Origin of the sequence: Streptomyces sp. NPDC047079, from assembly GCF_040643755.1 — a bacterium.
Taxonomy (GTDB): Bacteria; Actinomycetota; Actinomycetes; order Streptomycetales; family Streptomycetaceae; genus Streptomyces.
In genome coordinates this window covers 66,883-90,554 of the sequence record NZ_JBEYUZ010000021.1, presented here as the reverse complement: position 1 = coordinate 90,554, position 23,672 = coordinate 66,883, and the positions used below count along the sequence as shown (strand labels likewise).

Genomic DNA, 23,672 nt, shown 5'->3' with positions numbered 1-23,672 from the left:
ACGCCCGGCCATTGTTCGGCCGCCACAACAGCCCTGCCGAACAATGCGGCAGCCACTCAAATCGGTGATGCGAGCGGTGAGGGGGGACTGCTACGGGGGGAACGCCGTGCGGGTTGCCCGGTATCCCTCACAGCAAAAGCAAGTCAGCTCCAAACGAAGGCCACGACCCGCACCATGCGGGGTTGGCATAGCCACTCGAGAAGGAGAGAACCATGCTCGCCAAGATCGAAGCTTTGGGCACCGCCCTGCTGGAACGCGTTGTACCGAGCGTCACCGCGGACGCCGCGGCGGCCCCCGGCTGGTACCACTACGCCCAGTGCTGGCAATGCAACAACGGCCCGTGGGGTCACTTCGGCTACAACGCGCCCTGCGAGGCGTACTGGAACGGCTCCAAGTTCACGCGTGGCATCTGCGGCTGAGCCGTCGGCGGGCCCCACGTGAACACCGCCCCCGCCACCGGAGCTTCTGGTGGCGGGGGCACCCCCCCGGCCCGTGGGCCGTCGGATCCGCTGCCGAAGGGAACGGAATTGTCCTCATTGGAGATCGCGGCACGGAGCCTCATCGGTACGGTCTTCCTGATCTCGTCCCTGAGCAAAGCGCGCAGCCGGGAGGCATACCAGCATTTCGCGCACTCCTTGGCTCGGATGCGCGTAGTCCCCCTGGCACTGGAAGGACTCACCACTCGGGCTGTCGTGATCGCGGAGTTCGCGGTGTGGGCGCTCCTGGCCGTGCCGACAGCCCAAGCCGGGAGACTGGGACAGCTCTTGGCGACGTGGCTGCTCGCTGTGTTCACCGTCGGAATCGCACAGACCATGCGACGTCGCTCCGCTGTGGCATGCCGCTGCTTCGGCGCCTCCGCCACACCTTTGGGTGTCCGGCACCTCGCGCGCAACGCCCTGTTGGCAACGGTGGCGCTCAGTTGCCTCCTGGCGCCGGTCTCGGGCTCGGCCAGTGCCGGTGAGGGAGCGGTGGCGGCCGTCGCGGGTCTGGCCATGGGCCTGGTGACGGCAGCTCTCGATGAGATCTTCGCGCTCTTCCGGCCCCTCTCGGACGTTGACGCGTCCGGCTCTTCCGCTCACTTCCCGACCGAATCCCAGGAGTCCTGATGTACGTTCTGACGGCCGCCCTCCTGCTGGTGGCGGCGCTCTGTCTGCTCAACCTGTTGCTGACCATCGGAGTGATCAAGCGCCTTCGCGAGCACGCCGAGATCATCGCTCCCATCCGGCAGCAGGCCGGCATCCGAACAGGGGACGAGGTGGGCGACTTCAGCGTGCTCGGCGTGGATGGAGAGCGGCTGGACCGCGCATCCCTGACCCACGACAGCGTCGTCGCCTTCTTCGCGCCCGACTGCCGGGCGTGCGAGGCACTGCTCCCGGACTTCATCCGCTGGGCGGAAGCCGACGAGAACGGCAGGAACCGCAGGATGGCGGTCGTGATCGGCGACGCATCGGCGTGCAGTGAACTGGTGGCGATGCTCCGCCCCGTGGCCCACGTCGTCGTCGAGGAGCCGTTGGGCACGGTCAGCACCGCCTTCCGTACGTCCGCCACACCCACGGTGCTACGGGTCGGCACCATCCGTGGCCGAACCGTGGTGACGTCCGACCGAGTGCTGGCCATGCCCGCCGAAGCCGCCGTATGACCGGGGGTGACCGTATGCGCGCACGGTCGTGGAGGCAGGCCTGCCCGACGGTCCGAGCCGGGCTTTCCCGGACGGTACGCCTAGTGGCAGGGGCATCGCTTCTGGTGTGCAAGACGGCACCCTGGCATCTGTCTGCCTTCGCCATGGCAACGCTCTGCCGTGGGGCGCTCCCCCTGGGCTCCGCGTGGTTGATGAAGATTCTGCTGGACGACCTCGTAAGAGGAGCCGGGCTGTCCGTCCTGGCAGGACTGGCGACCGCCCTGGCCGCGGTCGGCATCGCGACGGCGGTCGTCCCGCTCTTGGCGCAGTATCTGCATGCCGAACTGGACCGCCGGACGGGGGTGGCGGCCATGGACCGGTTGTTCGCAGCCGTGAACCGGTTCGTCGGTATCACTCGTTTCGAGGACCCGCGGTTCCTCGACGAACTCAGGCTCGCTCAGGCGGCGAGCCGAAGCGCCCCGATCCAGATCGTCAGCGGGGGCCTCGACATCGTCGGTCAAGTACTTCCGATCTTCGGCTTCGCGGGTTCGCTCTTCGTGCTCAACCCGGTCATGGCCCTGATCGTCCTCGGGGCCGCCATACCGACGGTGATTGCCGAAGGGCTGCTCGCGCGCCGGCGGGCGCAGCTCGTCATGCACGTCAGCCCGATCGAACGCAAGGAGTTCTTCTACAGCCAACTGTTGAGCACGGCCGAGGGCGCGAAGGAGGTGCGGATCTTCGGCCTGGGGGGGTTCTTCAGGACCTCGATGCGGCGCGAGCGCCTTGCCAACAACGCGGCCCGCAGGAGTATGGACCGCCGAGAACTGTCCGTGCAGTTCTGCCTGGAGAACCTGGCCGCGGCGGTCTCGGGCGCCGGCCTGCTGTGGGCGGTGGTCGCCGCACGTCAGGGCAGCCTGTCGGTCGGCGGGATCGCGTTGTTCGCCGCCGCCGTCACGGCGGTCCAGGGCGCCCTCGCCGCGCTGGCCACACAGACGGCGGCGACAGCCCAGGCCCTGCTCCTCTTCGACCGCTACCGGGCGGTTACGGTTCTGGGATCCGACCTGCCCGTGTCCGACCGGCCCAGGCCGCTGCCTTCCTTGCGGCGTGGAATCGAGTTCCGCGACGTCTGGTTCCGGTACGCCGACCAGTTGCCGTGGGTGCTGCGCGGGGTAAACCTCTTCCTCCCACACGGGCAGGCTCTGGCTCTGGTCGGACTCAACGGCGCGGGCAAGTCGACCTTGGTGAAACTGCTGTGCCGGCTCTACGACCCGACTCGGGGCGCGGTCCTGTGGGACGGGGTCGACATCCGGGAGATCGACCCGGCCGAACTGCGGTCCCGGATCGGCGTGGTCTTCCAGGACTCCCTGCACTACGACCTCACCGCTGCCGAGAACATCGGACTGGGTGACCTTGACGCGCTGACCGACCAGTCACGTATCCAGGAAGCAGCTCGCGGTGCGGGGATCCACGCCTGTTTGGCCGCACTGCCGCAGGGTTACGACACGCTGCTCTCACGGAAGTTCGTGATGACGCCGGAGGAGTCCGATCCTGCCGTCGGAGTGCTCCTGTCCGGGGGGCAGCAGCAGCGGCTCGCCCTGGCCCGCGCACTGATGCGTCAGGAACGGGAACTGATGATCCTCGACGAGCCGTCCTCCGGCCTCGACGCAGAGGCCGAACACGAGATCCATGCCTCCCTGCGGCGCTTCCGCTCCGGAAAGACCAGCGTTCTGATCTCCCATCGGCTCGGGGCGGTGCGGGAGGCGGACGTCATCGTTGTCCTGCGGGACGGCAGGATCGTGGAACAAGGTGACCACGACGAGCTGTTGGCGGCCGACGGGACGTACGCCGGGCTGTTCACCCTGCAGGCCAAGGACTACCAGGACCAGCCATTGGACACCACGCCCGGTGTCTCTGACGTGGCGGTACCCCGGTGACGCCGCGCCCGGCCCACGCGGGTCGCCACCTTTCCTTGGAATCCTTCGAACCGGCGGCCGGGGAGATGCCGACCCGGGAAGAGCTCGAAACACTTGTGGCCTCATGGCCTTCCCACAAGGTGACGCCATCGCATGGAACCCGGCCGGGGCGCCTCACCGACTTTCTTGCCCACCTGCTCGGGCGCCACCTGGTGCTGGTCACCGTGCGGGGCAGAAGCATGGAACCCACCTACTACAACCGGGACCAAGTCCTGGTTGTACGGGGAACCACGGCCCTCCGCAACCGGGTGATCGTGGTCGCCGACCCGCGTGAGGACGAGGGTTTTCTCATCAAGCGGGTACTCGCCACTCCTGGCGATCCCGTACCGAGAGACCGCGTCGCGGCCCTGTCCCACGTCCAGGAGCAGCAAGTGCCCTCAGGAAAACTCGTCCTCCTCGGGGACAACCCTGATCAGAGCCTGGATTCCCGGCAGATCGGCTACTTCTCCGACTCAAGCGTGCTCGGCAGCGTGCTGCTGCGCGTATTCCGCCACCCCCGCCGGGCCGGGGTCGACCGGGGATGAGCCCACGGCTTCCCGCCGCGCGGCACCCGCACGGGGCTCGCCTCCGCCGCCCCCACTACCTTCTTGGTGACCCCGCCATGGGGCGGCCGGCCTCCGGGTCCGGCATGACTGCGCGGGACGACCGGGTGGGGACGACCGGGTGGGGACGACCGGAGGACGCACGTGATCGACGTCGGCGGGATGGGTGCTTCCTCGGCCTGGACGTCGGCAAGGGGGGACACCGCGCCACCGCCGTCACCCCTGCCGGGAAGAAGGCACTCGACACCGTGCTCGTCGTGGTCGACCAGCCGGCCTCCCATGGGGCCTGCCGCCGGCGGTGGCCAGGGACACGGGCTGCCCGGTTGCCACGTACGCGTACCGGTCAGCGAGGCGCTCGCCGATTCGAGACCGCTGCGCTCCTGCTGGACGGGGTGTCGGACGGCGGGCCGAGCACCCCACCGTGGCCGGCGTGCTCGGCGTCGCAAGGCCCGGGCAGGGCAAGTCGGGGCAAGTGCCCTGCAAGGGGGCTCAGAAGACTGGGCCAGGGTGGAGGCCGACCGGTGGATCGCGTTCAAGTCGCACTATGGCAAGGACTCCCCACTGGTTCCGGCACACGCACGCGACCGCGCTGCTTCTGGCCGGGGTGCCGGAACACGTGGTCCAGCGGCGCCTGGGGCACCGGGACATCCACACGCTGATGACCACCTACGCCCATGTCACCGAGGACACCGCGATGCGGGCCGCCGCCGACTGGAAGGCGCTGGTGACCCGATGGGGAGCAACAGCATGAGCGAGAGCGAGCTCTTCACGGCCCGGCGCACGGCCAAGTCGGATCCGGCGCTGGGTCGGCAGGCCCTGTTCAGCGCGGAGATCAACCAGCGGCTCGCGGCGGAACTGCCGTCGGAGGTACGGGCGACCTTGCACTTCACCCGGGCGACGATGCCGGCGCACTGGCTGGAGGCGGTCCTGCAGAAAATCGTAAGAAGTCCATCGGAGAGTGCAAGAAGGTCTGGGGCGACTACACGGGCAGCGGGCTGGAGTGCGACGAGTACCCCTTCGCCTCCACCAAGGAAGGATCCACCAAGGGTGACAACCGCTTCTCCGTCCGGCTGATCGATGGCAAGGACAACCGCAAAGGCGGGGAGCGCCTCAACCAGGTGTACACCCTGAACCGCATCCTGGACGGCGACCCCTTCTACGTGAAGATCACCGACTAGCAGAAAAGGCCCTGGCCCCCATGGTTCTTCTCGCCGAGCACAACGTCACCGCTACTCCCGGACGGCGCGTGCTGGAGGTCTACGACGCGGACGCCTACCTCGGCGACGAAGCCGCCCTGGACGCCGCAGAGGTACAGGTGGTCGCCGGCAACGGCTACCACCTGTACCTCCTCAGCCTCCAACCCGACATCCCCGTCCAGATCACCATCCGCATCTGGGACACCCCGCCCACCCCGCCAACCGACGCCGAAGGCCACATCACCGTCAGTCTCGAATCCGAGACCGGCATCCTCGTCATCGGACAACTCGACCGCGGCCCCGCCGACGAGATCACCCTGCCCCGCCCCGGCGTCTACGAAGGCCACGCGTGGTGGACCAACCGCCAAGCCGCCGCCGACTACTACAACACCACCCTCGCCCGACTCCCCGACGACTCCCCCGACGGCTGGCTCACCGAAGCCTGGAACAACTGCCCCGTCACCGAACGCTACGTCCTCGACCTCGCCTACATGCGTGAACCCGAACCCGTCGACGACGAAGACCTCTGACACAGAGCGGGAACATCGAGTAGCTCATGTGGACCAGAGGATGGCCGAGGAAGTGGCGTACAGAGTGGAACCACTCCCCTTCGGGGGATTCGCGGGATCCGGGCTGTGGATCTGAACGACACCGTGCCGCCCAGCAGTTGTCCCTGGGCGGCGCCGTCCTCGGCGACCGTCAGCAGCACGCCGGCGTACCCGTACAACCAGCTCGACAGGGTGAGCAGGATCTTCCCGCCCGGCCGCGCCTGCGCGATGAGCGCGCGCGGGACGGCGCGGAAGGAGCAGGCGGCCACGATCCGGCCGAAGGACGCTTCGGGCCAGTACCCGTACTGGCCGTCCGCCACGGCGAGGGTCGGTGTGTAGCCACAGCCGTACAGCGCACTCGCCGCCTGCTCCAGCCGGTGCTGGTCGGCCTCGATGCTGGTGACGTCGGCGGAGCAGAGGCGTTCGCAGGCGAGAGCGGTCGAGTAGCTGGTCCAGGTGCCGATCCCCAGCACCGCGTGCCCCTCGGTGACCTCGGTGTCGGCCCACTTCCGCACCACGAGCGACGGAAGCGTGGACGACGAGGGCGGTGCCCCGCCGTACCGTACGGCGGGTTGTTGGCGAGACAGCAGACACTGCTGACCGACATGGTCACGCAGGCCATCCCCGAGTGTGACGCCCCGACTTCTCCACGGAACAGCCCGCATGGGCCGGGGTCAAGCCTGGCTCTGCGTCATGGAAACGTCTTGTGATCGGGGATTACCGCCCGCGTGCCATACTCAACCACCAACTGGCTTTTGTGCAGCCTGTGTTTATCACGTTGGCGAAGGGACGGGGGGATGGTGCTGGAGTTGCCCAAGTGGCGCGTGATCGTCGCGTCGGATTCGCGTGCGGCGGAGGACGTGCACGGCGAACTGAGCGGTAACGGTTCCTGGGACTCCGGGATCTCGGTGGAGTTGGAACAGCCGGCGTCGAGGTTCCGGACGGGGGACGCTGCGATCCTCGTGGCCACCATCGCTGCTGCGAGTTCCGCCCTGACCGCCTTGGTGACCGGCATCCTGGGGCGCGGCGCGGCCAAAGAGGGGCAGCGCATCGTGATTGAGCTCGCGTCTGGGGCCAGGCTCGAGGTACCGGCGGGCGTCGAACCGGCCGAACTGGACCGGATGCTCAGTCTGATCCGCGAGGAACCCCAGCGGATCCTCCTGCCGTGAAGCGAAGGGCTGCCCTGGGTGTACCCCTCCGATGAGGCGAACTCGTATGCGGAGGCGGGCGATTCCGCCTGGGACCGGTTCGAGCGAACCCGTTCCCCGGCGGAGCTGAACAGCGCGATCTCCTCGTTCCGCGCCGCCGTCGCAGCGCTGCCGGCCGACGATCCCGGCCGCGTACCGCATCTTTACCGGCTTCTCAGCGCGCTGCATCTGCGCTTCAAGGAGACCAGGGATGCGGCGGACCTGGAACCCGCGATCGCCGCCGGGCGCGAGGCCACCTCCCTGGCCCGGAGGGACACCGTCTGCCTCTCGGCGCTCGCGGCCTTGCTCCTCGAGCGGTTCAAGGTGGCCGAGCGGAAGGCGGATCTCGACGAGGCGATCGAGGTGGCCCGTACCGCGGCGGGCCTGCCGCCCTCGCGACCGCCGGACGGCGCCGCCGCACTGGTGAATCTCGGCTCGGCGCTGAACGAGCGGTTCAAGTACCTCGGATCGGTCGAGGACTTGGAGGAGTCGATCGGCCTCAACCGCACGGCGGTCACGCTGAGTCGGCCGGGCCCCTCGCGCAAGCACGCGCTGCACAATCTGGTCCAGAGCCTGCGTCTGCTCGTCATGGAGACCGGACGCCCTGAGCCGCTCGAGGAGGCCGTCGCCGTCGCCCGGCGCACGGTCAACGCCCGCCCGCGCGAAGGCAGCGCCCAGGCCATGAGCCTGAACGGTCTCGGCGCCACTCTGGCGGACCGCTGCGAGCTGGCCCACGACCCGGAGGGCCTGAATGAGGCACTGGCCTGCAGCCTCGCGGCCTTCGACATGACTCCCGCGGACCATCCCGAGCGGCAGACGTATCTGGTCAGTCTGGTGGTCCAGTTGGGCCTCAAGGCCCGTCTCTCGGGGCGCCCCGAGCATCTGGACGAAGCCGTGCGCCTCGCACGCGCGTCCGCTGAGAGCGCCCGCGCACGCACCGAGGCGCCCGCCGAACTGATCCTCGTGGCGGCCCTGGTGAACAGGTACCAGGCGACCGGCACGGTCGCGGACCTGGACGAGGCCATCGTGCTCGCCCGCACCGGTCTGGCCCGGAGGCAGGACTACCGGCCCGGACACGCGCATTTCTCGGGCGTACTGTCCCAACTGCTGTTCCTGCGCCACAGGCAGGCCGGGGCGCTCGCGGACCTGGATGAGGCGATCCGCCACGAGCGGGCGCAGCTGCAGGACCCGGCCCTCGACCGCAGGCGGCGTGCCACGGTGCTCAATGCACTGGGCCTGCTGCTGTGGGCCCGGTCCCGGCGGACGCGGGACCGGGACGACATCGAGGCGTCGATCGCCCTCTGCCGTGAGGCGGTGGCGACCGGGATCCACAGGTCCGACCGGGCGATGCCCCTGTCCAATCTCGGCAACGTCCTGTTGGCGCGGTTCGAGTACGCCGGCCGGCCCGAGGATCTGGACGAGGGGATCGACGTGACGCGTCGCGCGGTGGCGGCGTCGACCGGTCGGGAGGCCGATGATCTGGCCCGGTACCTCGCGAACCTGACGCACGCCCTGACCCAGAGGCACACACGGACTGGGCGCCCCGAGGATGTGGAAGAGGCGGTGTCCGCGGGCCGCAGAAGCGTGTCGCTGATCTCCGGCAGCAACCCGGAACGCGCCCGGTTCCTCGCCAATCTGAGTGCCGCCCTGCGCGCCCGCCACGCGTCCACGGGCAACCCGGACGACCGGAGCGCCGCGACGGCGGCGGACGTCGAGGCGTCGACCGTGGACACGGCGCCGGTGTGGCAACGCCTCGGATCCGCGAGGGCAGCCGCCGCCGACCTGGTCGCCGCATCCGAAGTGCTGCGTGCGACGGACTTGCTCCAGAACGCTGTACGGCTCCTGCCGGAGGTCAGCCCCCGCCGCTTGGCCCGCAGCGACCAGGAGTACGCGCTGGGCGGCCTGGCGGGGCTGGCCGGCGAGGCGGCCTCGCTCGTCCTGGCCGATCCGCGGCTGCCCGCGGCGGACCGGCCGCGGCGGGCCCTGAGCCTGCTGGAGACGGGACGCGGGGTCCTCATCAGCCAGGCGCTCGACGGCCGCGACGACCTGTCCGCCCTGCGCCTCAGACACCCGGATCTCGCCGCGCGCTTTGTCGAACTCCGCGATCTGCTCGACCAGCCCTGGGAAGCCGGCCCGTCGTCGGGCGGTGCAGAGCTCGGCACTCCCACGGCCGCACCACAGCCCGGCGGCGGCCGCGAACGGCATGAACTCGCCGCGGAGTTCGCCGCCACGCAGGCCAGGATCAGGGCGCTCAATGGCTTCGGCTCGTTCGGTCTGCCGCCCGTCGCCGACGAGTTGCTCGGCGCGGCGCAGGCAGGGCCGGTGGTCGTGCTCAACGTCAGCTCGTACGGCAGCCATGCCCTCCTGGTCACCCGGGACGGGGTCACGGCGCTGCCGCTCCCGCAGGCCGACGAGGATGGCGTGGCCACCAAGGCCTCGGCGTTCCTGGCGGCCCGGCAGTCGATCCTGATGGGGGACGCGGCGGCGGAGAAGCGAGGCGGGGCCCGGATGCTCTCCGTACTGGAGTGGCTGTGGGACGCCATCGCGGCCCCGGTGCTGGAGGCACTCGGCCACCGCACCAGACCCTCTGCCGACACGGAACCCTGGCCCCGCGTCTGGTGGGTCCCCTGCGGCCTGCTGAGCCTGCTGCCGATCCACGCCGCGGGCCACCACACCACCGCGGCCCGCGAGCGGTGCCCGCGCACGGTCATCGACCGCGTGGTCTCCTCCTACGCCCCGTCCCTGCGCACACTCATCCACACCAGGCAGACCACGTCACCCGCGCGACGCGGGCCGACGCTCCCGGCGCTGGTGGTGGCGATGCCGGCCACGCCGGGACTACCCAGCCTGGGCCGCCTGCCGTACGTCACGGAAGAGGTCGGGGTGCTGCGCAGCCACCTGCCCGAACTCACCGTGCTCGCCGACCAAGAGGCCGCGCTGGACGCCACGGCGGAGCCGACAAAAGCCTCCGTCCTCGCCCACCTTGCCCACCACCCGATCGCCCACTTCTCCTGCCACGGCGCCACCGACCCGCACCAGCCCTCACGCAGCCGGCTCCTGCTGCGGGACCACGAGCACGACCCGATGACCGCCGCAAGCCTGGCCCCAGTCGCGCTGGACCAGGCACAGCTCGCCTACCTGTCGGCGTGCAACACCGCGGCGATCCAGCCGGTGCGCCTGCTCGACGAGTCAATCCATCTGGCCTCGGCGTTCCAGATCGCCGGTTTCCCGCATGTCATCAGCACGCTGTGGGAGATCGACGACCAGCTCTCGGTACGCATCGCCGACGGCTTCTACGCCCGACTCCGCACGCCGGAGGGCGACTTGGACGTGAGCCGCGCAGCACAGGCCCTCCATCGGGCGACCCTCCGCGCCCGCAGAGGAGACGGCACCGCAGACGGCCCGGCGAACGCACTCCAGAACCCGTTCCTCTGGGCGTCCTACGTCCACATCGGCATCTGACACCCGGCGCCCCGGAGGTCAGTCGTCCTCGGACCGCGCCAACTGCTCCTCGAACCATGCACGCCGACTCTGAGGACAGGCCGTACGGAGATGCCCCAGCGCCTGGTGAACCGAGTGCGTGTCATAGCCGGACGCGATCACGCCACGCGACAAAAGGACGTTGAGCGTGTAACCGACCAGCCCATCGCGCAGCCGCCAAAGTGCCCTCGATGCCTCCTCCTTGACCCGTGGCTCCGCCGTGGGCGAGGCCAGCAGATCGGCGAGCGACGCCAGGGTCAGCATCCCGTCGGGAGGTGCGCTGCGCAGACACCCCAGCGCCACCTCGGGGTTGGGGTGATGAAGGAAGACCTTGGTCCAACTGGCGCGCAGGAGCGTCTGGGCCCGCTCCCCACTGCCGATGTACCCCGTGTGACGACCGTTGTCCGGCCACACATACGGCAGCGTGCTCTGCCCGAAGAACCGTGCCACATCGATACTCCAGGGCAGACGCAGCGGTGCCATGCCCCAAAGCTCGTCCCCCATCGGATCGGCGGGCAGAGTGACCATCTGCTCCTCATCTGGCCCGCCCGGCGCGGCCGCGCGCCCGACAGGGCCGACCACGGTCTGGACCGCCATCTCTCCACCGCAGGACCGGCAGACGGTCGCAAGCGCCGTACCGCCGGTCTGGGCGATGCCACTGCACACGGCGCACTGCAGCATCGAGCACGCACCGCAGTGCAGCCCGCCGCCCGTCTCCACCAGGACCGCGAGCTCGTCGTAGGTCAGATACAACGACACCGAGCCGACGTTCTCGTCATTGATCGGCAGCTTGTACGCCACGACGAAGAAGCCGCACCAGGCACACCGCGTGCCCGACGGCGAAGGACTCTGGCTCCGCGGCCGCTGCCCCAACTCGATCGGCTTGCCGTCGGCCTCGTGGAACAAGTAGATGAGGTCCCGCCCGAAGTTGCCCTCCGGGGTCTCCACGATGTTGTAGACCAGCTCGTCCTTGACATGGGCCCCACGAAGAAATTCCAATGCGGCCCGCCGGCTCGGCCCGCCGTAGACGTGGTAGGTGCCCTGGCCTGTCCGTTCGGTCTGCTTGAAGCGAACGCTGGCCGGAAGCCCGTCGCCCTCCTTGCGCTCCGACAACGACATGCAACCCCCGATGCGAGCCTGAAACCCAACACTACAAACTTCAATAGTAATTGACGTGCGGTCAACCACTTTCGACACGGGGAACCCGTAGAGCACGCCGAGAGGTCGCCGCCTTGCCCACTGCCGCACCGCGGACCGGGATGCCCATGCAGCGGAGGGGCCTACGCCTGCGGCACGATCCCCAGGACGACCTTTCCTTTCGTGGTGTTCAGCTCCTGCAGGAAAGCCTTGGAGATGTCCCCGCCGGGAAGCTCTCCCTCCGCGTCCATCCTGACCAAGATCGCCATCATCAGGTCGTTGTCCGGGACCGGAGCAAGAATGCGGGACACGGTGAGCCCGGCACCTGCGGTGTCGTGCCCCAAGTTGTTCTGTACGTAGTCGGCAATCGCCTGAACCTCATCGGCCCGGGGTGCCTCACCGTTGTGAATCACGATGATCTTGTACACCTTCATCGCATACAACTCTCTGTGACCGTAAGGGGCGAGCAGGTCCACAGTATCGTGATGAGCTTGCTACTGGAGGTTCTCAAATGACCTCAATCGCAGGGCTGTTGGTGACGGCTCCTGGAAGCAGCCGTGACTGGCATGGGGACAGTGCCGCGGCAGATCGGACACTTCGCGCCACTGGGACGGCTCGGAGTCGGCGGCATGCGGCGGGGGTACCTGGGCCGGCCAGTCCGATGGGCGCTTCGCCGCGGGCAGACTTCACCTACCAGGTGGTCGGCACCGCGCCGGACCTTGCCGCCGCCCAGAACTGGGTTGCCGGGCTGGCGCTCGACGACGACCCCGCCGCGTGACACGGCAGGTCAGACCTTCCGAGCGGACAGTCGACCGGGCATGTCATGCTGCCGGCCCAGGTAGCTGATCGTTCCGAGCGAGAAGCCGGTCTCCTCGGCGAGATCTCGGCAGGTGCGTCCGGCGGCCCGTTGATGGCGGAGCCAGTCGAGATCGATCTGGCGCCAGCCGGGCGCTTTGCCCTCGCGGGTCATGCCGTACCCGCGGACCAGGACTCGGCCCTGGAATCCAGAAGAAGAACCTGACGCACCCAGTCATACGGAAGACCCGTCTCGATGCGGCCGACCTCAGTGTGCGGCAAAGCCAGACACAGCTGATCCTGCCCATCGACCAGCCCGTGCCCGGCAAAGTAGACGACCAGCGTGTCGGTAGCCTCGGCGGCCGCCTGCCTCACCACGCCCACCACCACGTGCGCGGCAACCGGATCCTCCACGACCGTCACATGCCGCTCAGGCAACTGCAGCGACAACGGCCCACACAACAGACCGGCCAAGGCCCGCACGTTGTTCGCGACAGCCGGCAACTGCTCCAGATGCCCATACCCGCCCGTGCCCACCAGCACAGCCCTTGAGGCCCCGGGATCGGGCAGCACACTCACCGATCGCCATCCTCCCCGCCGGCGGCGGCCTGCAGCGCCCGAACCGCCCGCGCGATCTCCTCCTCAGAACCTTCCACGAGGCCGATGACCGTCTCCCCCCGGCGGATCTCCACCCGCGGCCGCTGCGGCCAGCTCTGCCGCCTATGCCGCGTTGCTGGACCGAGCCCATGAGGCGGAGGCCCGCCTCGCGAAACAGGACGAGGTGTACAGCGGCTGCGGGGCGTCGGCATCTGCAGGGACGCCGGTACCCGAAGGCCTTTGCCAAAAGCTCGCCTGCCTCTGCCTTCTTGTGCCAGAGGTGTCCTGAACCTCGGCGTGCCCTTCGGTACACCGTGCGTGACCTGTGAAAACGCGGACTGCCTGGCCTTGAGGGAAGCCCGATCAGACACTCGTCCTGGCCGTCTCGGCCTCGATGAACTCGGCCAGCCTCCTGACACCGGACCGGATGCGGTCCGGTGTCAGGAGGCTGAAGGACAGCCGCAGGGTGTTCTCTCCGCCGCCGTTCGGGTGGAAGTACGACATGGGGGTCCAGATGACGCCGAAGTCCTCGGCGGAGCGTACGAGAGCCTGTTCGTCTGCCGGGAACGGGACGCGGACTGCGAGGAAGAAGCCGCCCGTCGGAGCATTCCAATGGACGCGGTGGGCATTCCGGCGATCGGCGGGGAAGTGCTCTTCCAGACTGGCGAGCAGAGTTTTCAGCGAGTGGCCGTAGTGCCGGGCCGCAGGTTCGTTGAACTTGGACAGCTCGCCGTCAGCTGCGAGCAGCATGCCCGCGACGACCGCCTGACTCAGCGACGAGGTGTTCACCGTCACCATGCTCTTCACCTTGGCGAGTTCGTCGGCCAGCAAAGTGGTGGAGCCGTCGGTGTCGACGACGGTCTGGTCCGCCACCGCGAAGCCGACCCGGGCCCCGGGGAACGCGGTCTTCGAGTACGAGCCCAGGTGCACGACCCGGCGGTCTCGGTCGAGGGCCTTCAGCGTCGGGACCCGCTCGCCCGGGCTCACCCCGCGATACGGACTGTCCTCCAGTACGAGGAAGTCGAAACGCGAGGCCAGGTCGAGCAGCTCACGCCGGGTCTGCGCATCGATCGTCTTCCCTGACGGGTTCGAGTGGTCGGGGACCACGTACAGGGCCTTCGGCCGTCTGCCTCGCGCGCGTTCGGCGTGGACGGCGGCCTCGACGGCGGCACAGGACAGTCCGGTGACCGGGTCCTCCTCGACCCCTGTCACCGGGATGTCCAGCAGCCGGGCGGCTCCGGTGATGCCCACGTAGGCCGGCATCGAGACGAGCAGAACGTCGTCCGGGCCGCGGAACAGTGCCCGCAGCGTGATGAGCATCGCCTCCTGGCAGCCGGCGGTGACCACGACGGCTTGCGGAGCGACGTCGATGCCTTCGTCGGCGCGAAGGGAGTCGGCCACGAGGTCGCGGATCTGGCCCGCTGCGGCGCCGTACTGATACAGGAACGTGCGAATGTCCTCCGGTGATTTCCCTTGGCGGCTCAGGTGGTCCAGGTAGCGGTCCAGGTGCTCGTGGATGTCCTGGACGGAGAAGAACCCCTCGAAGGGGCGGCCGGGCGCGAACGACACCGCGTCCGGGTATCGCGCCGTGATCTCGTTGAGGAAGGTCATCGTGTCCAGCACGGGGTCGGCCAGGCTGGCATGCAGGTCTTCCTTGCGCATCCGGCCGTCTTCGGGGGGCGTCGGCGCGCTGATGCCGCGGGGCGGGGACTGTCGGCGCGTAGCGACCGGCCGAGGCGGGCCGAGCAGCCCCGGGTCGAGGTCTTCCACTGAACCCGCCCCGGCCAGCGCCATGGCGTCACAGAACTCTTCGCAGACGCTCTCCAGTACGCGCCGCACTCCCGCTTCGCCGTCGACGGCCAGGCCGTACAGCACCGGACGTCCCATGAGGACGGCGTCCGCGCCGGAGGCGAGGGCGGCCAGGACATCGGTGGCGCGTCGCACGCCCCCGTCGAGGAGCAGCGTGCACCGCCCAGCCACAGCGTCCGCGATCGCGGGCAGCGCCTCGATCGCCGCGGGGACGCCGTCCAGTTGCCGACCACCGTGGTTGGACACCACGATCCCGTCGGCGCCGGCCTCGAGGGCACGGATCGCGTCGCCGGGTGCCAGCAACCCCTTGATGAGCACCGGGAGTCGGCTGATCGAGCGGAGCCAGTCGACGATCGACCAGTCCATGGCCGGGTCGAATTCCGTCCGGGCGTGAGAGCCGGGCGAGGAGTAGTCCGCCTCCGGCAGATTCGCCGGAACGATGCCCGGCGGAAGCCGGAATCCGTTGCGCAGATCGCGCAGGCGCCGCCCGAGCCTCGGCGCGTCGGCGGTCAGCACCAGTGCCTCGAATCCGGCTCCCTCGGCGCGAGCCACGAGCTCGCGGGTCACGGCCCGGTCGCGGAAGCAGTACGTCTGCAGCCAGAGCGGCGCCCGGGCCTGCGAGGCCAGCTCCTCGAACGTCCGCCCGGCGAAGGTGCCGACCACCACCGGTACCCCGACGTCGCCCGCTGCGCGCACCGTGGCCAGCTCGCCTTCCGGGTGAGCGATCGTGTGGTACGCCATGGGAGCCACGCCCACCGGGGCGCTCCACGTCGTGCCGAGCACCTTCGTCGCCGGATCGGGCGCCGGCGCCCCGGTCAGCAACCGCGGCAGCAGGCGGACGTGGTCGAAGGCCTCGATGTTCGCCGCGAGCGTCCGCTCCTCCCCCGCCCCGCCCGCGATCCAGTCCCATACATCCGGGGCCAGACGCCCGCGCGCCAGCCGCTCGTAGTCGGCGAGCGTGAGGACGGACGGTTCCGGCACCTTCCCGGTCATGCCCCGCTCCCCCGTTCGCGCTCGACCGACTCGTACAGCGCCTTGATGTTGCCGGCCCCGAAGCCCTGCGCTCCGTGTCGCTGGATGAGCTCGAAGAACAACGTGTTCCGCTCGTAGGGGGATTCGGTGAACAGCTGGAGCAGGTAGCCCCATTCGTCACGGTCGGCCAGGACGTTTGTGTCGCGCAGGTCCTCGATCGTCTCCTGCAGATGGCCCACCCGCTCGGTCAGTGCCTGATAGTAGGCGTCGGGCGTGCTCAGGAATCTGACACCGCGTTCGCGGAAGCGGCGGACCGCGCCGACGACATCGTCGACGAGGAACGCCGGGTGCTGGACGCCGGCGCCGGCGTTGCGGCTCAGGAACCCGTCCACCTGGCCTGTCTGGCGCGTCGCATCGGGCTCGATGATCGTGAACGTCACCTTGCCGGAGCCGCTGCGCACCACGATCGAGTCCATCGCCTGGGCGCCGACCTCCACGTATTCGCTGCTGTACTGCTTGAGGTCGAATCCGTTTTCGTAGAAGTGCACGGTGTCCTGCAGCGTCCCGTGCGGGACCAGGATCGCGAGGTGGTCCAGCTCCCGGATGAAGCCCTCGGTCGCCGGGCCCGGTCGGGCCGCCGAGGCGACCCAGGCGCGGTCGTCGGGATACCCGGTGTTCGCGTCCGTTTCCGGGCTCCGCTGCACCAGGGTGTGCCGTACATCGCCGAATCCGGACAGCATCGTCGGGCCGAGCCGGCGCGCGCCGGCAGCCTCGGCCCGTTCCAGGGCGGCCGGTATGTCGGTACAGAAGAACGCGACATCGGAGACGCCGTCGCCGTGCGCTGCCAGATAGGTCTCGGTGGCAGGGCCTGAGGTGACGACGATCCGGACGTCGCCCTGTCGCAACAGCGTCGACGACCGGTGCGGCTCCTCGCAGAAGGCCGCCTCGGTGAAGCCGAACGACCGGGTGAAGTAGTCCACCACCGATCCGTGGTCAGTCGCAGAGAACTCCAGGTAGGCGATGTCGTGCAAGGCAGTTCATCCTTTCGGAGCCGGTATTCCCGGCGCTCGGCGGACCATTTCCGTAGAAGACATCGACCTCAATGAATCAGCTGTCGCGACGTTCGCGCCAGATCGTCGGACAGAATTCAGGATCGGCATAGTCGGGCCGGCCGTCTGCGGTGCGCCTGACGAGGACATCATGGTTGTACTCCGCAGTCGATCCGTCAGCGAGGCTCCATTCTCGGTACTCGTTGGCACTGTCCTGCAGGTGCAGAGAGATGGCGCGTCGCGGCTGCGAGGAACGATTCGGTCCGCTGCCGTGATAGACGCGGCAGTGATGGAAGCTCATACAACCTTTGGGGATTTCTACCGGGACCTTCTTGATCGTTGCGCCGTTGTACTCGGCAGTTGCCTGAAGAGCCGCATCGGCTTCGTGCCGGATCTCGGCGAAGTGTCTGGCGGTGACGGCGCTCCGATCCAATTCCTTCCATCGATGAGAACCGTCGATCATCTCAATCGTGCCCATTTCGACATTGCAGTCATGGAGCGGCACGAACGCTGTGAGCATGTCGACACTGGTCGATGTCGCCCAATAGTCGCGGTCGAAATGCCAAGGAACCACGTTACTCTTCTCTTCCCGGCGCGGAGGCTTGTAGATGAGCGTTGCCTGGAAGATGCGGATTGCGTCGGTCTCGGCCAGTCGCGCTGCCACCGCGCCGATCAGCGGTTTACGGAGGATGGCCCCGATGGTGTCGTCCTCGTAGTGGATATAGTCGTTGTGACGCTGGATGTCGCCCATTTCCGGCACCCAGTAGGAAAGACGCTTCGGCCGTCTCGGCAGGTGACGGTCGCGGTGTCCGGCATAAAATCGCTCGCTCGCTTCGCGGAGCGTATCGACTTCATCGTCGGTGAGCAGCTTCGGCGAGAGCCACCAACCGTGCTCGGCGTAGAACGCGATATCCGAGTCGTCAGGCAACAGCGCGCGGTCGTCGTCTGTCAGATCGAAGAACTGGTCGGCCAAGGGGACCTACTCTTCCTCGTGGGGGGATCGGGCTTCGAACAGGTCGGCGACCGCGCGGTCGCTGACGGCCGCCCACCGCGCGGACACCTCACGGTGAGCGGGGTGATCCAGGTAGCCAGCCAGCGCGTTCTCGTCTGAAAACATGGCGACGAGGGCGTAGTCGTGGGCATCGGCCCGCTGCGTCACATTCCTACCGAACCGCATCTCCTTGATGGCCGGGATGGCGTCCTGGAGGCGGTTCGTGTCCCGTTCGAGTTCCTGAAGTGGTGGTTCGTCCGGGCGGTACGGCGGGCGCAGTTTGAGGAGGACGATGTGCTGGATCATGTGCCCGGTACTCCCGTCAGAACCGCTGCTCGGCATATAGGGCTTCGGCCGTTGACGTGAGCAGCCGCCACAGTGCTTTCACGTCTGCCGACGTCGTACGAATATTTCCGACAGCGACGCGGATCACATAGCCGTCTTTCAGAACCGAGTGAGATACGAAGGCCTGACCGCTCTTGTTGACGGCGCCGACGATCGCCGTATTCAGCCGGTCGCGTTCGTCCCGGCGCAATGGTCTGCCATTTCGCTTCGGTGTATAGCGCAGGCATACGAGAGGATACGGCGTCGATCCGACGACGGTCCAGTCCTCGTGCCCGATCGCGTTCTCTCGCAGTTCGTCGGCCATCTCGAGGGATCGTTCCAGGTGGGATGTCAACCCGTCACGTCCGAAGGAGCGGAGCACCCACCACGCCTTCAACGCGCGGAATCCGCGGCCCAGTTGCGGTGAAAGGTCCATGTAGTCGAATGCGGCAGGCTGCTCGGATGTGAGGTAGTCCGGCACTATACGAAACGATTCTGCGAGTGCCCCTTTACGGCGGCAGAACAGCGCGGTCGAGTCCAATGGAACGAGGAGGGTTTTTTGCGGGTTCACAACCAGCGAGTCACCGAGACGGACGTCCTCGACGCGGTCACGCAAGGTGGGACAGGCACGATAGAACCCCCCATAGGCGGCATCGACATGGAGCCAGACTCCGTAGCGCTCGGTGATGCGCGCGATCGCTGTGAGATCGTCGGCGGCACCTGTCGACGTCGTGCCCACGGTAGCCACGACCGCCACCGGCTTTGCTCCTGCGGTCAGGTCTTGCCTCAGTGCGGCCTCTAGTTCTTCGGGCCGCATGCGGTAGTGCTCATCCGATTCGACACGCACCAGATTGCGCGAACCGAATCCGAGAGCGATCACTGATTTCTCGATCGAGCTATGCGCCTGGTCGCTGGCATAGACACGCGGCCTGCCGGCGGCGGCGAGGCCGTCCTCGCGAACGCCCGGACCCAACGCGGCGTCTCGTGCGGCGCCCAGAGCGAACATGTTCGCCAACGACGCCCCGCCCAGCAGCAAGCCGTCCGCGCCGGTGTCGTACCCGGCAAGATCGGCCAGCCAGCGAAGCACGACAGCCTCCACCGCGGAGCCGGCGGGGCTCGTCTTCCACAGCATGGTGTTGACGTTCAGTGCGGCCGTGACGGTCTCGGCCAATACGCCCGGGAAGCTGGCGCAGGTGGGAAAATAGCCGAAGAAGGACGGGTGATTCCACTGCACCAGGTTCGGCACGACCTTCTGGCGCGTTTCCGCGAGAATCGCCTTGAATTCTTCACCTTCATCCGGCAGCGGACTGTCGAACTGTTCGAGCAAGAGCTGGGCGTCATAGGGTCGGCTGACGGGCACCTGCCGAATCTGCTCAAAATGCTCGCGTATCGCAGCCAGGACCTCGGTACCGTGCTCCTCGAACTCGTCCGGTGACCAGTCATGCATGATGTCAGCCATGGGATGCATCGCCGTGCTGGTCGGCGATTGCCTCCACATCTACCGGAAGTTCCGTGAAGTAGATTATCTGGCGCGGCCGCTCGCAGAATCGCTCGTAGAAGTCGACAAGAAGTTCCTCTTCCTTCTTGATGAAGACTTCGTGCGCCTCCCGGGAGCTCCATGTGTACATCATCCAGATTTCCGCAGGCCGGCTCTGCAGCTGGTAGAAGCGCCCGTGTTCACACCATCCCGGGTCATCATGCGCGTTGGGGCCCACAATGTCGTCCATGTCCTGCATCAGCTCTAGAGCCTGCTCGGCGAACTCGGATTTCAACAGCCAGTTCTCAATGACCGTGACCATGCGATGCAACCATCCTCAGTCGACGTGGAGAGCAATGAGACGTCATACCGGCCGCATTCCGGTTCTCCACCCGTGGAGCCTGCTGCCGGAAGATGTCGGCGTGGGGAATAATGGCTAGTGCGAATTCAGTGACAAGGCGAACAAACCCCCCAAGCAAGCGCCGAACGTAAGCGCCGATATAGGCGCCGATCACAAAACGACATGCGATCATAAAGTTACAGTCCGAAGAGTGGTTCAGCAAGGCTCTGTCAACTTCGACGACTCGGCAGGCTGCAGGTCCCGGCCGAGGCCGAGAACCGCGGCGCCGAGGAACGCGTCTCCCTTCGCCCATTTCGCGAAGTATCTGTAGACGCTTCCCACGGCGGGAAGTCGCGGGGAAGGCGGCGAAGTCCAGGGCCCTGCCGCGGCGCTCGAAGCCTCACCTCCGCGGCCGCCGCACCCGCCCGTCCGGCTCCTCGCCCGCATCGCGTTCGGCGAGACCGCCGCGGGCACACCCCACACCCCGTGGAGACACCCGCAGCCCTGCCACCGCGGCGTCACCGCTCCGGCTTCTCCCGCAACCGTCCGATCCGTCCGGCGAAGCGCCCCGTACCACGCCAATGAGGCCAACTGCCGCAAGCAGAGCACCACTTCAGACCCCCATGAGGCCTTGACTGGCACGGGGCACCGTGGAAAGGTCACGCCGGGGAGGACTACGACTGTGTCCACAGCTCATCGCACTGAACGATTCCGTTTCTCGCCGGAGATCCTCGCCGAAGTCCGGGCTGTGTCGCGTCTGGACAACTGGCACGGGCCGCTCGAAGTGATCGAACACTGGCTCTGGATCACAGCGTGGTGCGCGGCATCGGTACTGGCCTTCCGTCATTTCTCCCTGTGGGCGGCCATCCCGGTCTACATCGTCGCCGTCTTTTTCATCGGCGGCCGTCAGCGGGCCATTGCCGGGGTGTTGCACATGTCCGTCCACCGCGCGTTCATGGCGCACCACCGCACCGGCAACGTCGTCGGGGCGTTGTTCGGCGGATACCCGGTACTCCAGAGCTTCACCGGCTATCGGGCCTCGCACCTCGGCGATCACCACGGCCGGCTCGGGGATCCGGAGCTCGATCCCGACTATCGGCAGTACCGGGACAACGGACTGTGTGGCGACAATCTCGGTCGTGCGTCGCTGCGCCGGTATCTGCGGACGGTCGTGGGCCCCCGTGCCACCGCCTCGTACGTGCTCTACCTGCTGCGGCACCGGATCGTGACCAAGGACGAGCGAGCGGCCGAGCGGTGGCTGCGGGTGGCCGTGCTGGCCGGGGTGCTGGTGTGGGCGGCGGTCGGCGGCTGGTGGACCTGGCTTGTGCTGCTCTGGTTCGTGCCCCTGGTCACGACGCAGGTCTGGATCGGCGCCGTTGCCGAGCTCATGGAACACTTCCCGCTGATCGAGACCGCACCGCGCGTGGACATCTACCTGACCTGGAACCGCGTGTACGGCCTCGCGTCCCGCTTCCTGCTCGGGGAGGCAGACGGCGAGGGCTTCCACCTGGTTCACCACCTGTTCCCGCGGACGCCCATGTGGCGGCTCCGTCAGGTCGATGCGATTCTGCGCCGTGATCCGGTGTACGCGGCGCTGCCCCCGTTGAACGGTGTGCTGGGCGGGATGAGACAGATCTACGAGTTGCTGCCCGCCGACCCTCCCGCGAGAGCCCAGGCACTCCCGACCGCCTCCACCTCGAGCCCTGCCGGAACCAAAGACGCAGGAGGCCACGCGCAGTGATCCCGCAGAGCTGCAAAATCGAGCACTTCTTCGGGCAATGGGAGTCCGCCGTCGACTACGTGGCCTGCGCCTCGGACGTCGACAGCTACCGCATGCGCGAACTGCTGGACCTCGCCGACCCCGAGTCCCTGGCCCTGTGGGAAGGACTCGAGCTCGGCTACACCGATCCCCGCGGGCACCCCCTGCTGCGCGAGGCGATCGTCGATCAGTACACCAGGACCGAGGCCGACCACGTCACCGTCTGCGGCGGCGGCGCCGTGGAAGCGCTGTTCCTTGTCACCAACGCCCTTCTGGGCCCCGGCGATCACGCCGTCGTCATCTGGCCGGCGTTCGAGGCGCTGCACCGCGTCATCCCCGCTCTCGGCGCCGACATCACCACGGTCCGGCTGGATGCCGGCCGCGGCTGGCGCCTTGACCTCGACGCCGTCAAGGACGCACTCCGGCCGACCACCCGGGCGCTGTTCATCAACTTCCCCCACAACCCGACCGGCGCCCTGCCCAGCCGCAGCGACTTCGAAGCCCTGATAGCCCTGGCCACCGAAGCCGGCGTCACCGTCGTCTCCGACGAGGTCTACCGCTACCTGGAATTCGAACCCGGCACCACCCTGCCTGCGGCCAGTGACCTGAGCGAAAGTGCCGTCAGCATCGGGGTGATGTCCAAGGCCTACGCCCTGGCGGGACTGCGCGTCGGCTGGATGGCCACCCGCGACAAAGCCCTGACACAGGCGGCCCGGGGCATCAAGGACTACACCACGGTCTGCGCCTCGGCACCGTCGGAGATCCTTGCTCTCATAGCCCTGCGGGCGCGAGAGCACCTGGTCACCCGCAGCAGGCGGATCATCCTCGACAACCTCGCGCTCGTCGATTCGTTCATCCGACAGCACTCTGATGCGCTCGCCTGGGAACCGCCACGCGCCACCCCCATGGGCTTCCCGCAGCTGCTGCTGCCCGTCCCGGTCGAGGACTTCGTCAGGGACCTCGCTCTCGAACAGAGCGTCCTGCTGCTCCCGGACACCGTCTTCGACCTCGACGACAACCGCTTCCGCATCGGCCTGGGCCGCACCATGCTCCCCGAGGCCCTGGGCCGACTGGACGACCACCTGGCCCGGCGATTGAGGTCATAGCCGGGCTCGGGCCATGTCCTTGCCGATCGTGTCAAGGACGTCTTGACGCGCGCTGTTCACGAAGAAGTGCCCTCCGGGGAATCCGGACATGCTGACCGGGCCTGACACCACCTCAGCCCACGCCTCCCGCGCCTGCTCCGGTTCAAAGGCTTCTTCGGTCCCGTAGTAGAGGCGGACCGGCCGGCCGAGCGGCTGGGCCGCCGGATCCATGCGATAGCTCGCCTTGACCTGGAGATCGGCTCGGAACGCCGGCAGCATCAGGTTCATCAGTTCTCTGTTCTCCACCATCTCGCTGGGGACCGCGCCGTGCACGGCCAGTCCGGCGAGCAGCACATCGTCGCTGAGGTCCTGCGGCTTGGGAGCGGAGACGATCGTCCGCGGTGCGTCGCATCCAGAGATGATCACGAGTGCCGGCGCGTGCCCCCGGGCTTCGAGGCTTCTCGCGACCTCGAAGGCCAGCAAGCCGCCCAGGCTGTGGCCGAACAGCGTGGTCCGGCCGCCGAGGAATGGCTCGATCGCCTCGACGAGCTCGTCGAGCAGGGCGGAGAAGTCGGTCTGGGCCGGCTCCGCGAAGCGGCTTTCCCGGCCGGCGAGGCGGGCTGCGACGACGTCGGCATCGGGGATCCGCCCGGCCCAGTCCCGAAAGTGGCTTTCGCCGCCCCCGGCGAAGGGGAAGCAGATCAGGCGGCGCTGGTGCCGGAGCGGACGGCGGAATGTGGTGAACATGAAGAGGCCTTCTGCCGGTGGGAGTACGGCGGACACACCCCGTTCG

At 68.0% G+C, this 23,672-nt stretch carries 23 protein-coding genes and 2 pseudogenes; 13 read left to right on the top strand and 12 right to left on the bottom strand.

What is annotated here, in order from left to right:
* Positions 1-212: 212 nt before the first annotated feature.
* The 9 genes and pseudogenes from ABZ823_RS24280 (at position 213) to ABZ823_RS24240 (ending at position 5,859) form a co-directional block, all read left to right on the top strand.
* Positions 213-419 carry a hypothetical protein gene (locus tag ABZ823_RS24280; protein WP_361664073.1) on the top strand — a complete coding sequence of 69 codons (207 nt, stop codon included), beginning with the start codon at positions 213-215 and terminating at the stop codon, positions 417-419.
* A gap of 117 nt (positions 420-536) precedes the next feature.
* Complete coding sequence (locus ABZ823_RS24275; RefSeq protein ID WP_361664070.1) at positions 537-1,106, top strand: MauE/DoxX family redox-associated membrane protein; 570 nt, start codon at positions 537-539, stop codon at positions 1,104-1,106.
* Complete coding sequence (locus ABZ823_RS24270) at positions 1,106-1,639, top strand: hypothetical protein (RefSeq protein ID WP_361664067.1); 534 nt, start codon at positions 1,106-1,108, stop codon at positions 1,637-1,639. Before ABZ823_RS24275 ends, ABZ823_RS24270 begins: the two co-directional genes overlap by 1 nt.
* Before the next feature lie 191 nt (positions 1,640-1,830).
* Entirely contained in the window at positions 1,831-3,552 is a 1,722-nt protein-coding gene (locus tag ABZ823_RS24265; protein ID WP_361664064.1) for an ABC transporter ATP-binding protein, read from the top strand.
* A 65-nt stretch (positions 3,553-3,617) separates the two neighbouring features.
* Positions 3,618-4,115: a S26 family signal peptidase gene (locus tag ABZ823_RS24260; protein ID WP_361664101.1), complete on the top strand. Its 498-nt coding sequence runs from the start codon at positions 3,618-3,620 to the stop codon at positions 4,113-4,115.
* Between the two features lie 125 nt (positions 4,116-4,240).
* A pseudogene (locus ABZ823_RS24255) lies at positions 4,241-4,461 on the top strand (hypothetical protein); the annotation flags it as partial.
* A 216-nt stretch (positions 4,462-4,677) separates the two neighbouring features.
* On the top strand, positions 4,678-4,884 hold the full coding sequence (locus ABZ823_RS24250) for a tyrosine-type recombinase/integrase (RefSeq protein WP_361664098.1): 207 nt from the start codon (positions 4,678-4,680) through the stop codon (positions 4,882-4,884).
* A 160-nt stretch (positions 4,885-5,044) separates the two neighbouring features.
* On the top strand, positions 5,045-5,311 hold the full coding sequence (locus ABZ823_RS24245; protein ID WP_361664095.1) for a NucA/NucB deoxyribonuclease domain-containing protein: 267 nt from the start codon (positions 5,045-5,047) through the stop codon (positions 5,309-5,311).
* A 20-nt stretch (positions 5,312-5,331) separates the two neighbouring features.
* Positions 5,332-5,859, top strand: coding sequence for a hypothetical protein (locus ABZ823_RS24240; RefSeq protein ID WP_361664062.1), 528 nt, complete (start codon positions 5,332-5,334; stop codon positions 5,857-5,859).
* A 107-nt stretch (positions 5,860-5,966) separates the two neighbouring features.
* On the opposite strand, the pseudogene ABZ823_RS24235 reads toward ABZ823_RS24240, so the two are convergent.
* Positions 5,967-6,455 (bottom strand): annotated as a pseudogene (locus ABZ823_RS24235) (SAM-dependent methyltransferase); the annotation flags it as partial.
* Between the two features lie 219 nt (positions 6,456-6,674).
* Here ABZ823_RS24235 and ABZ823_RS24230 point away from each other — a divergent pair.
* Entirely contained in the window at positions 6,675-7,046 is a 372-nt protein-coding gene (locus tag ABZ823_RS24230) for a hypothetical protein (protein WP_361664060.1), read from the top strand.
* 18 nt (positions 7,047-7,064) lie between these two features.
* Positions 7,065-10,526, top strand: a complete 3,462-nt coding sequence (locus ABZ823_RS24225) for a CHAT domain-containing protein (protein ID WP_361664057.1) — start codon at positions 7,065-7,067, stop codon at positions 10,524-10,526.
* A gap of 18 nt (positions 10,527-10,544) precedes the next feature.
* On the opposite strand, the gene ABZ823_RS24220 is transcribed toward ABZ823_RS24225, so the two are convergent.
* The 10 genes from ABZ823_RS24220 to ABZ823_RS24175 form a co-directional block, all read right to left on the bottom strand.
* Positions 10,545-11,741 (bottom strand): hypothetical protein, encoded by a 1,197-nt coding sequence (locus tag ABZ823_RS24220; protein WP_361664054.1) that lies wholly within the window; start codon positions 11,739-11,741, stop codon positions 10,545-10,547.
* Between the two features lie 83 nt (positions 11,742-11,824).
* Positions 11,825-12,157 carry a hypothetical protein gene (locus ABZ823_RS24215; RefSeq protein WP_361664051.1) on the bottom strand — a complete coding sequence of 111 codons (333 nt, stop codon included), beginning with the start codon at positions 12,155-12,157 and terminating at the stop codon, positions 11,825-11,827.
* Positions 12,158-12,468: 311 nt separating this feature from the next.
* The gene (locus ABZ823_RS24210; protein WP_361664049.1) at positions 12,469-12,651 is read right to left on the bottom strand and encodes a hypothetical protein; all 183 of its coding nucleotides are present in this window, start codon (positions 12,649-12,651) and stop codon (positions 12,469-12,471) included.
* Positions 12,648-13,055 carry a caspase family protein gene (locus tag ABZ823_RS24205; protein ID WP_361664046.1) on the bottom strand — a complete coding sequence of 136 codons (408 nt, stop codon included), beginning with the start codon at positions 13,053-13,055 and terminating at the stop codon, positions 12,648-12,650. The genes ABZ823_RS24210 and ABZ823_RS24205 overlap by 4 nt, the downstream gene beginning before the upstream one ends.
* Positions 13,056-13,436: 381 nt before the next feature.
* Positions 13,437-15,875, bottom strand: a complete 2,439-nt coding sequence (locus ABZ823_RS24200) for an aminotransferase class I/II-fold pyridoxal phosphate-dependent enzyme (protein ID WP_361664042.1) — start codon at positions 15,873-15,875, stop codon at positions 13,437-13,439.
* Entirely contained in the window at positions 15,872-16,885 is a 1,014-nt protein-coding gene (gene hppD, locus ABZ823_RS24195; RefSeq protein ID WP_361664039.1) for a 4-hydroxyphenylpyruvate dioxygenase, read from the bottom strand. The genes ABZ823_RS24200 and hppD overlap by 4 nt, the downstream gene beginning before the upstream one ends.
* 76 nt (positions 16,886-16,961) lie before the next feature.
* On the bottom strand, positions 16,962-17,876 hold the full coding sequence (locus tag ABZ823_RS24190) for a phytanoyl-CoA dioxygenase family protein (RefSeq protein WP_361664036.1): 915 nt from the start codon (positions 17,874-17,876) through the stop codon (positions 16,962-16,964).
* Positions 17,877-17,882: 6 nt separating this feature from the next.
* Positions 17,883-18,200: a Dabb family protein gene (locus tag ABZ823_RS24185; RefSeq protein ID WP_361664033.1), complete on the bottom strand. Its 318-nt coding sequence runs from the start codon at positions 18,198-18,200 to the stop codon at positions 17,883-17,885.
* A 16-nt stretch (positions 18,201-18,216) separates the two neighbouring features.
* Positions 18,217-19,677: an aminotransferase class I/II-fold pyridoxal phosphate-dependent enzyme gene (locus ABZ823_RS24180; RefSeq protein ID WP_361664030.1), complete on the bottom strand. Its 1,461-nt coding sequence runs from the start codon at positions 19,675-19,677 to the stop codon at positions 18,217-18,219.
* Positions 19,670-20,017, bottom strand: coding sequence for a hypothetical protein (locus ABZ823_RS24175; RefSeq protein ID WP_361664027.1), 348 nt, complete (start codon positions 20,015-20,017; stop codon positions 19,670-19,672). The genes ABZ823_RS24180 and ABZ823_RS24175 overlap by 8 nt, the downstream gene beginning before the upstream one ends.
* A 700-nt stretch (positions 20,018-20,717) precedes the next feature.
* Between ABZ823_RS24175 and ABZ823_RS24170 the strand changes: the two genes are divergently transcribed.
* Together ABZ823_RS24170 and ABZ823_RS24165 are read left to right on the top strand one after the other, a co-directional pair.
* The gene (locus tag ABZ823_RS24170) at positions 20,718-21,776 is read left to right on the top strand and encodes a fatty acid desaturase (RefSeq protein ID WP_361664024.1); all 1,059 of its coding nucleotides are present in this window, start codon (positions 20,718-20,720) and stop codon (positions 21,774-21,776) included.
* Complete coding sequence (locus ABZ823_RS24165) at positions 21,773-22,900, top strand: aminotransferase class I/II-fold pyridoxal phosphate-dependent enzyme (RefSeq protein ID WP_361664021.1); 1,128 nt, start codon at positions 21,773-21,775, stop codon at positions 22,898-22,900. Before ABZ823_RS24170 ends, ABZ823_RS24165 begins: the two co-directional genes overlap by 4 nt.
* Here the strand turns inward: ABZ823_RS24165 and ABZ823_RS24160 are convergent.
* On the bottom strand, positions 22,895-23,662 hold the full coding sequence (locus ABZ823_RS24160; RefSeq protein WP_361664018.1) for an alpha/beta fold hydrolase: 768 nt from the start codon (positions 23,660-23,662) through the stop codon (positions 22,895-22,897). The genes ABZ823_RS24165 and ABZ823_RS24160 overlap by 6 nt on opposite strands.
* Between the last annotated feature and the right edge of the window lie 10 nt (positions 23,663-23,672).

What these genes read in the sequence shown, in the direction of transcription:
- ABZ823_RS24240 (WP_361664062.1), top strand. Translation starts at nt 5,332, where the DNA reads ATGGTTCTTCTCGCCGAGCACAACGTCACCGCTACTCCCGGACGGCGC.
- ABZ823_RS24200 (WP_361664042.1), bottom strand. Translation starts at nt 15,875, where the DNA reads ATGACCGGGAAGGTGCCGGAACCGTCCGTCCTCACGCTCGCCGACTAC.
- ABZ823_RS24270 (WP_361664067.1), top strand. Translation starts at nt 1,106, where the DNA reads ATGTACGTTCTGACGGCCGCCCTCCTGCTGGTGGCGGCGCTCTGTCTG.
- ABZ823_RS24180 (WP_361664030.1), bottom strand. Translation starts at nt 19,677, where the DNA reads ATGGCTGACATCATGCATGACTGGTCACCGGACGAGTTCGAGGAGCAC.
- ABZ823_RS24230 (WP_361664060.1), top strand. Translation starts at nt 6,675, where the DNA reads ATGGTGCTGGAGTTGCCCAAGTGGCGCGTGATCGTCGCGTCGGATTCG.
- ABZ823_RS24210 (WP_361664049.1), bottom strand. Translation starts at nt 12,651, where the DNA reads ATGACCCGCGAGGGCAAAGCGCCCGGCTGGCGCCAGATCGATCTCGAC.
- ABZ823_RS24175 (WP_361664027.1), bottom strand. Translation starts at nt 20,017, where the DNA reads ATGGTCACGGTCATTGAGAACTGGCTGTTGAAATCCGAGTTCGCCGAG.
- ABZ823_RS24260 (WP_361664101.1), top strand. Translation starts at nt 3,618, where the DNA reads ATGCCGACCCGGGAAGAGCTCGAAACACTTGTGGCCTCATGGCCTTCC.
- ABZ823_RS24280 (WP_361664073.1), top strand. Translation starts at nt 213, where the DNA reads ATGCTCGCCAAGATCGAAGCTTTGGGCACCGCCCTGCTGGAACGCGTT.
- ABZ823_RS24265 (WP_361664064.1), top strand. Translation starts at nt 1,831, where the DNA reads ATGAAGATTCTGCTGGACGACCTCGTAAGAGGAGCCGGGCTGTCCGTC.
- ABZ823_RS24250 (WP_361664098.1), top strand. Translation starts at nt 4,678, where the DNA reads ATGGCAAGGACTCCCCACTGGTTCCGGCACACGCACGCGACCGCGCTG.
- ABZ823_RS24185 (WP_361664033.1), bottom strand. Translation starts at nt 18,200, where the DNA reads ATGATCCAGCACATCGTCCTCCTCAAACTGCGCCCGCCGTACCGCCCG.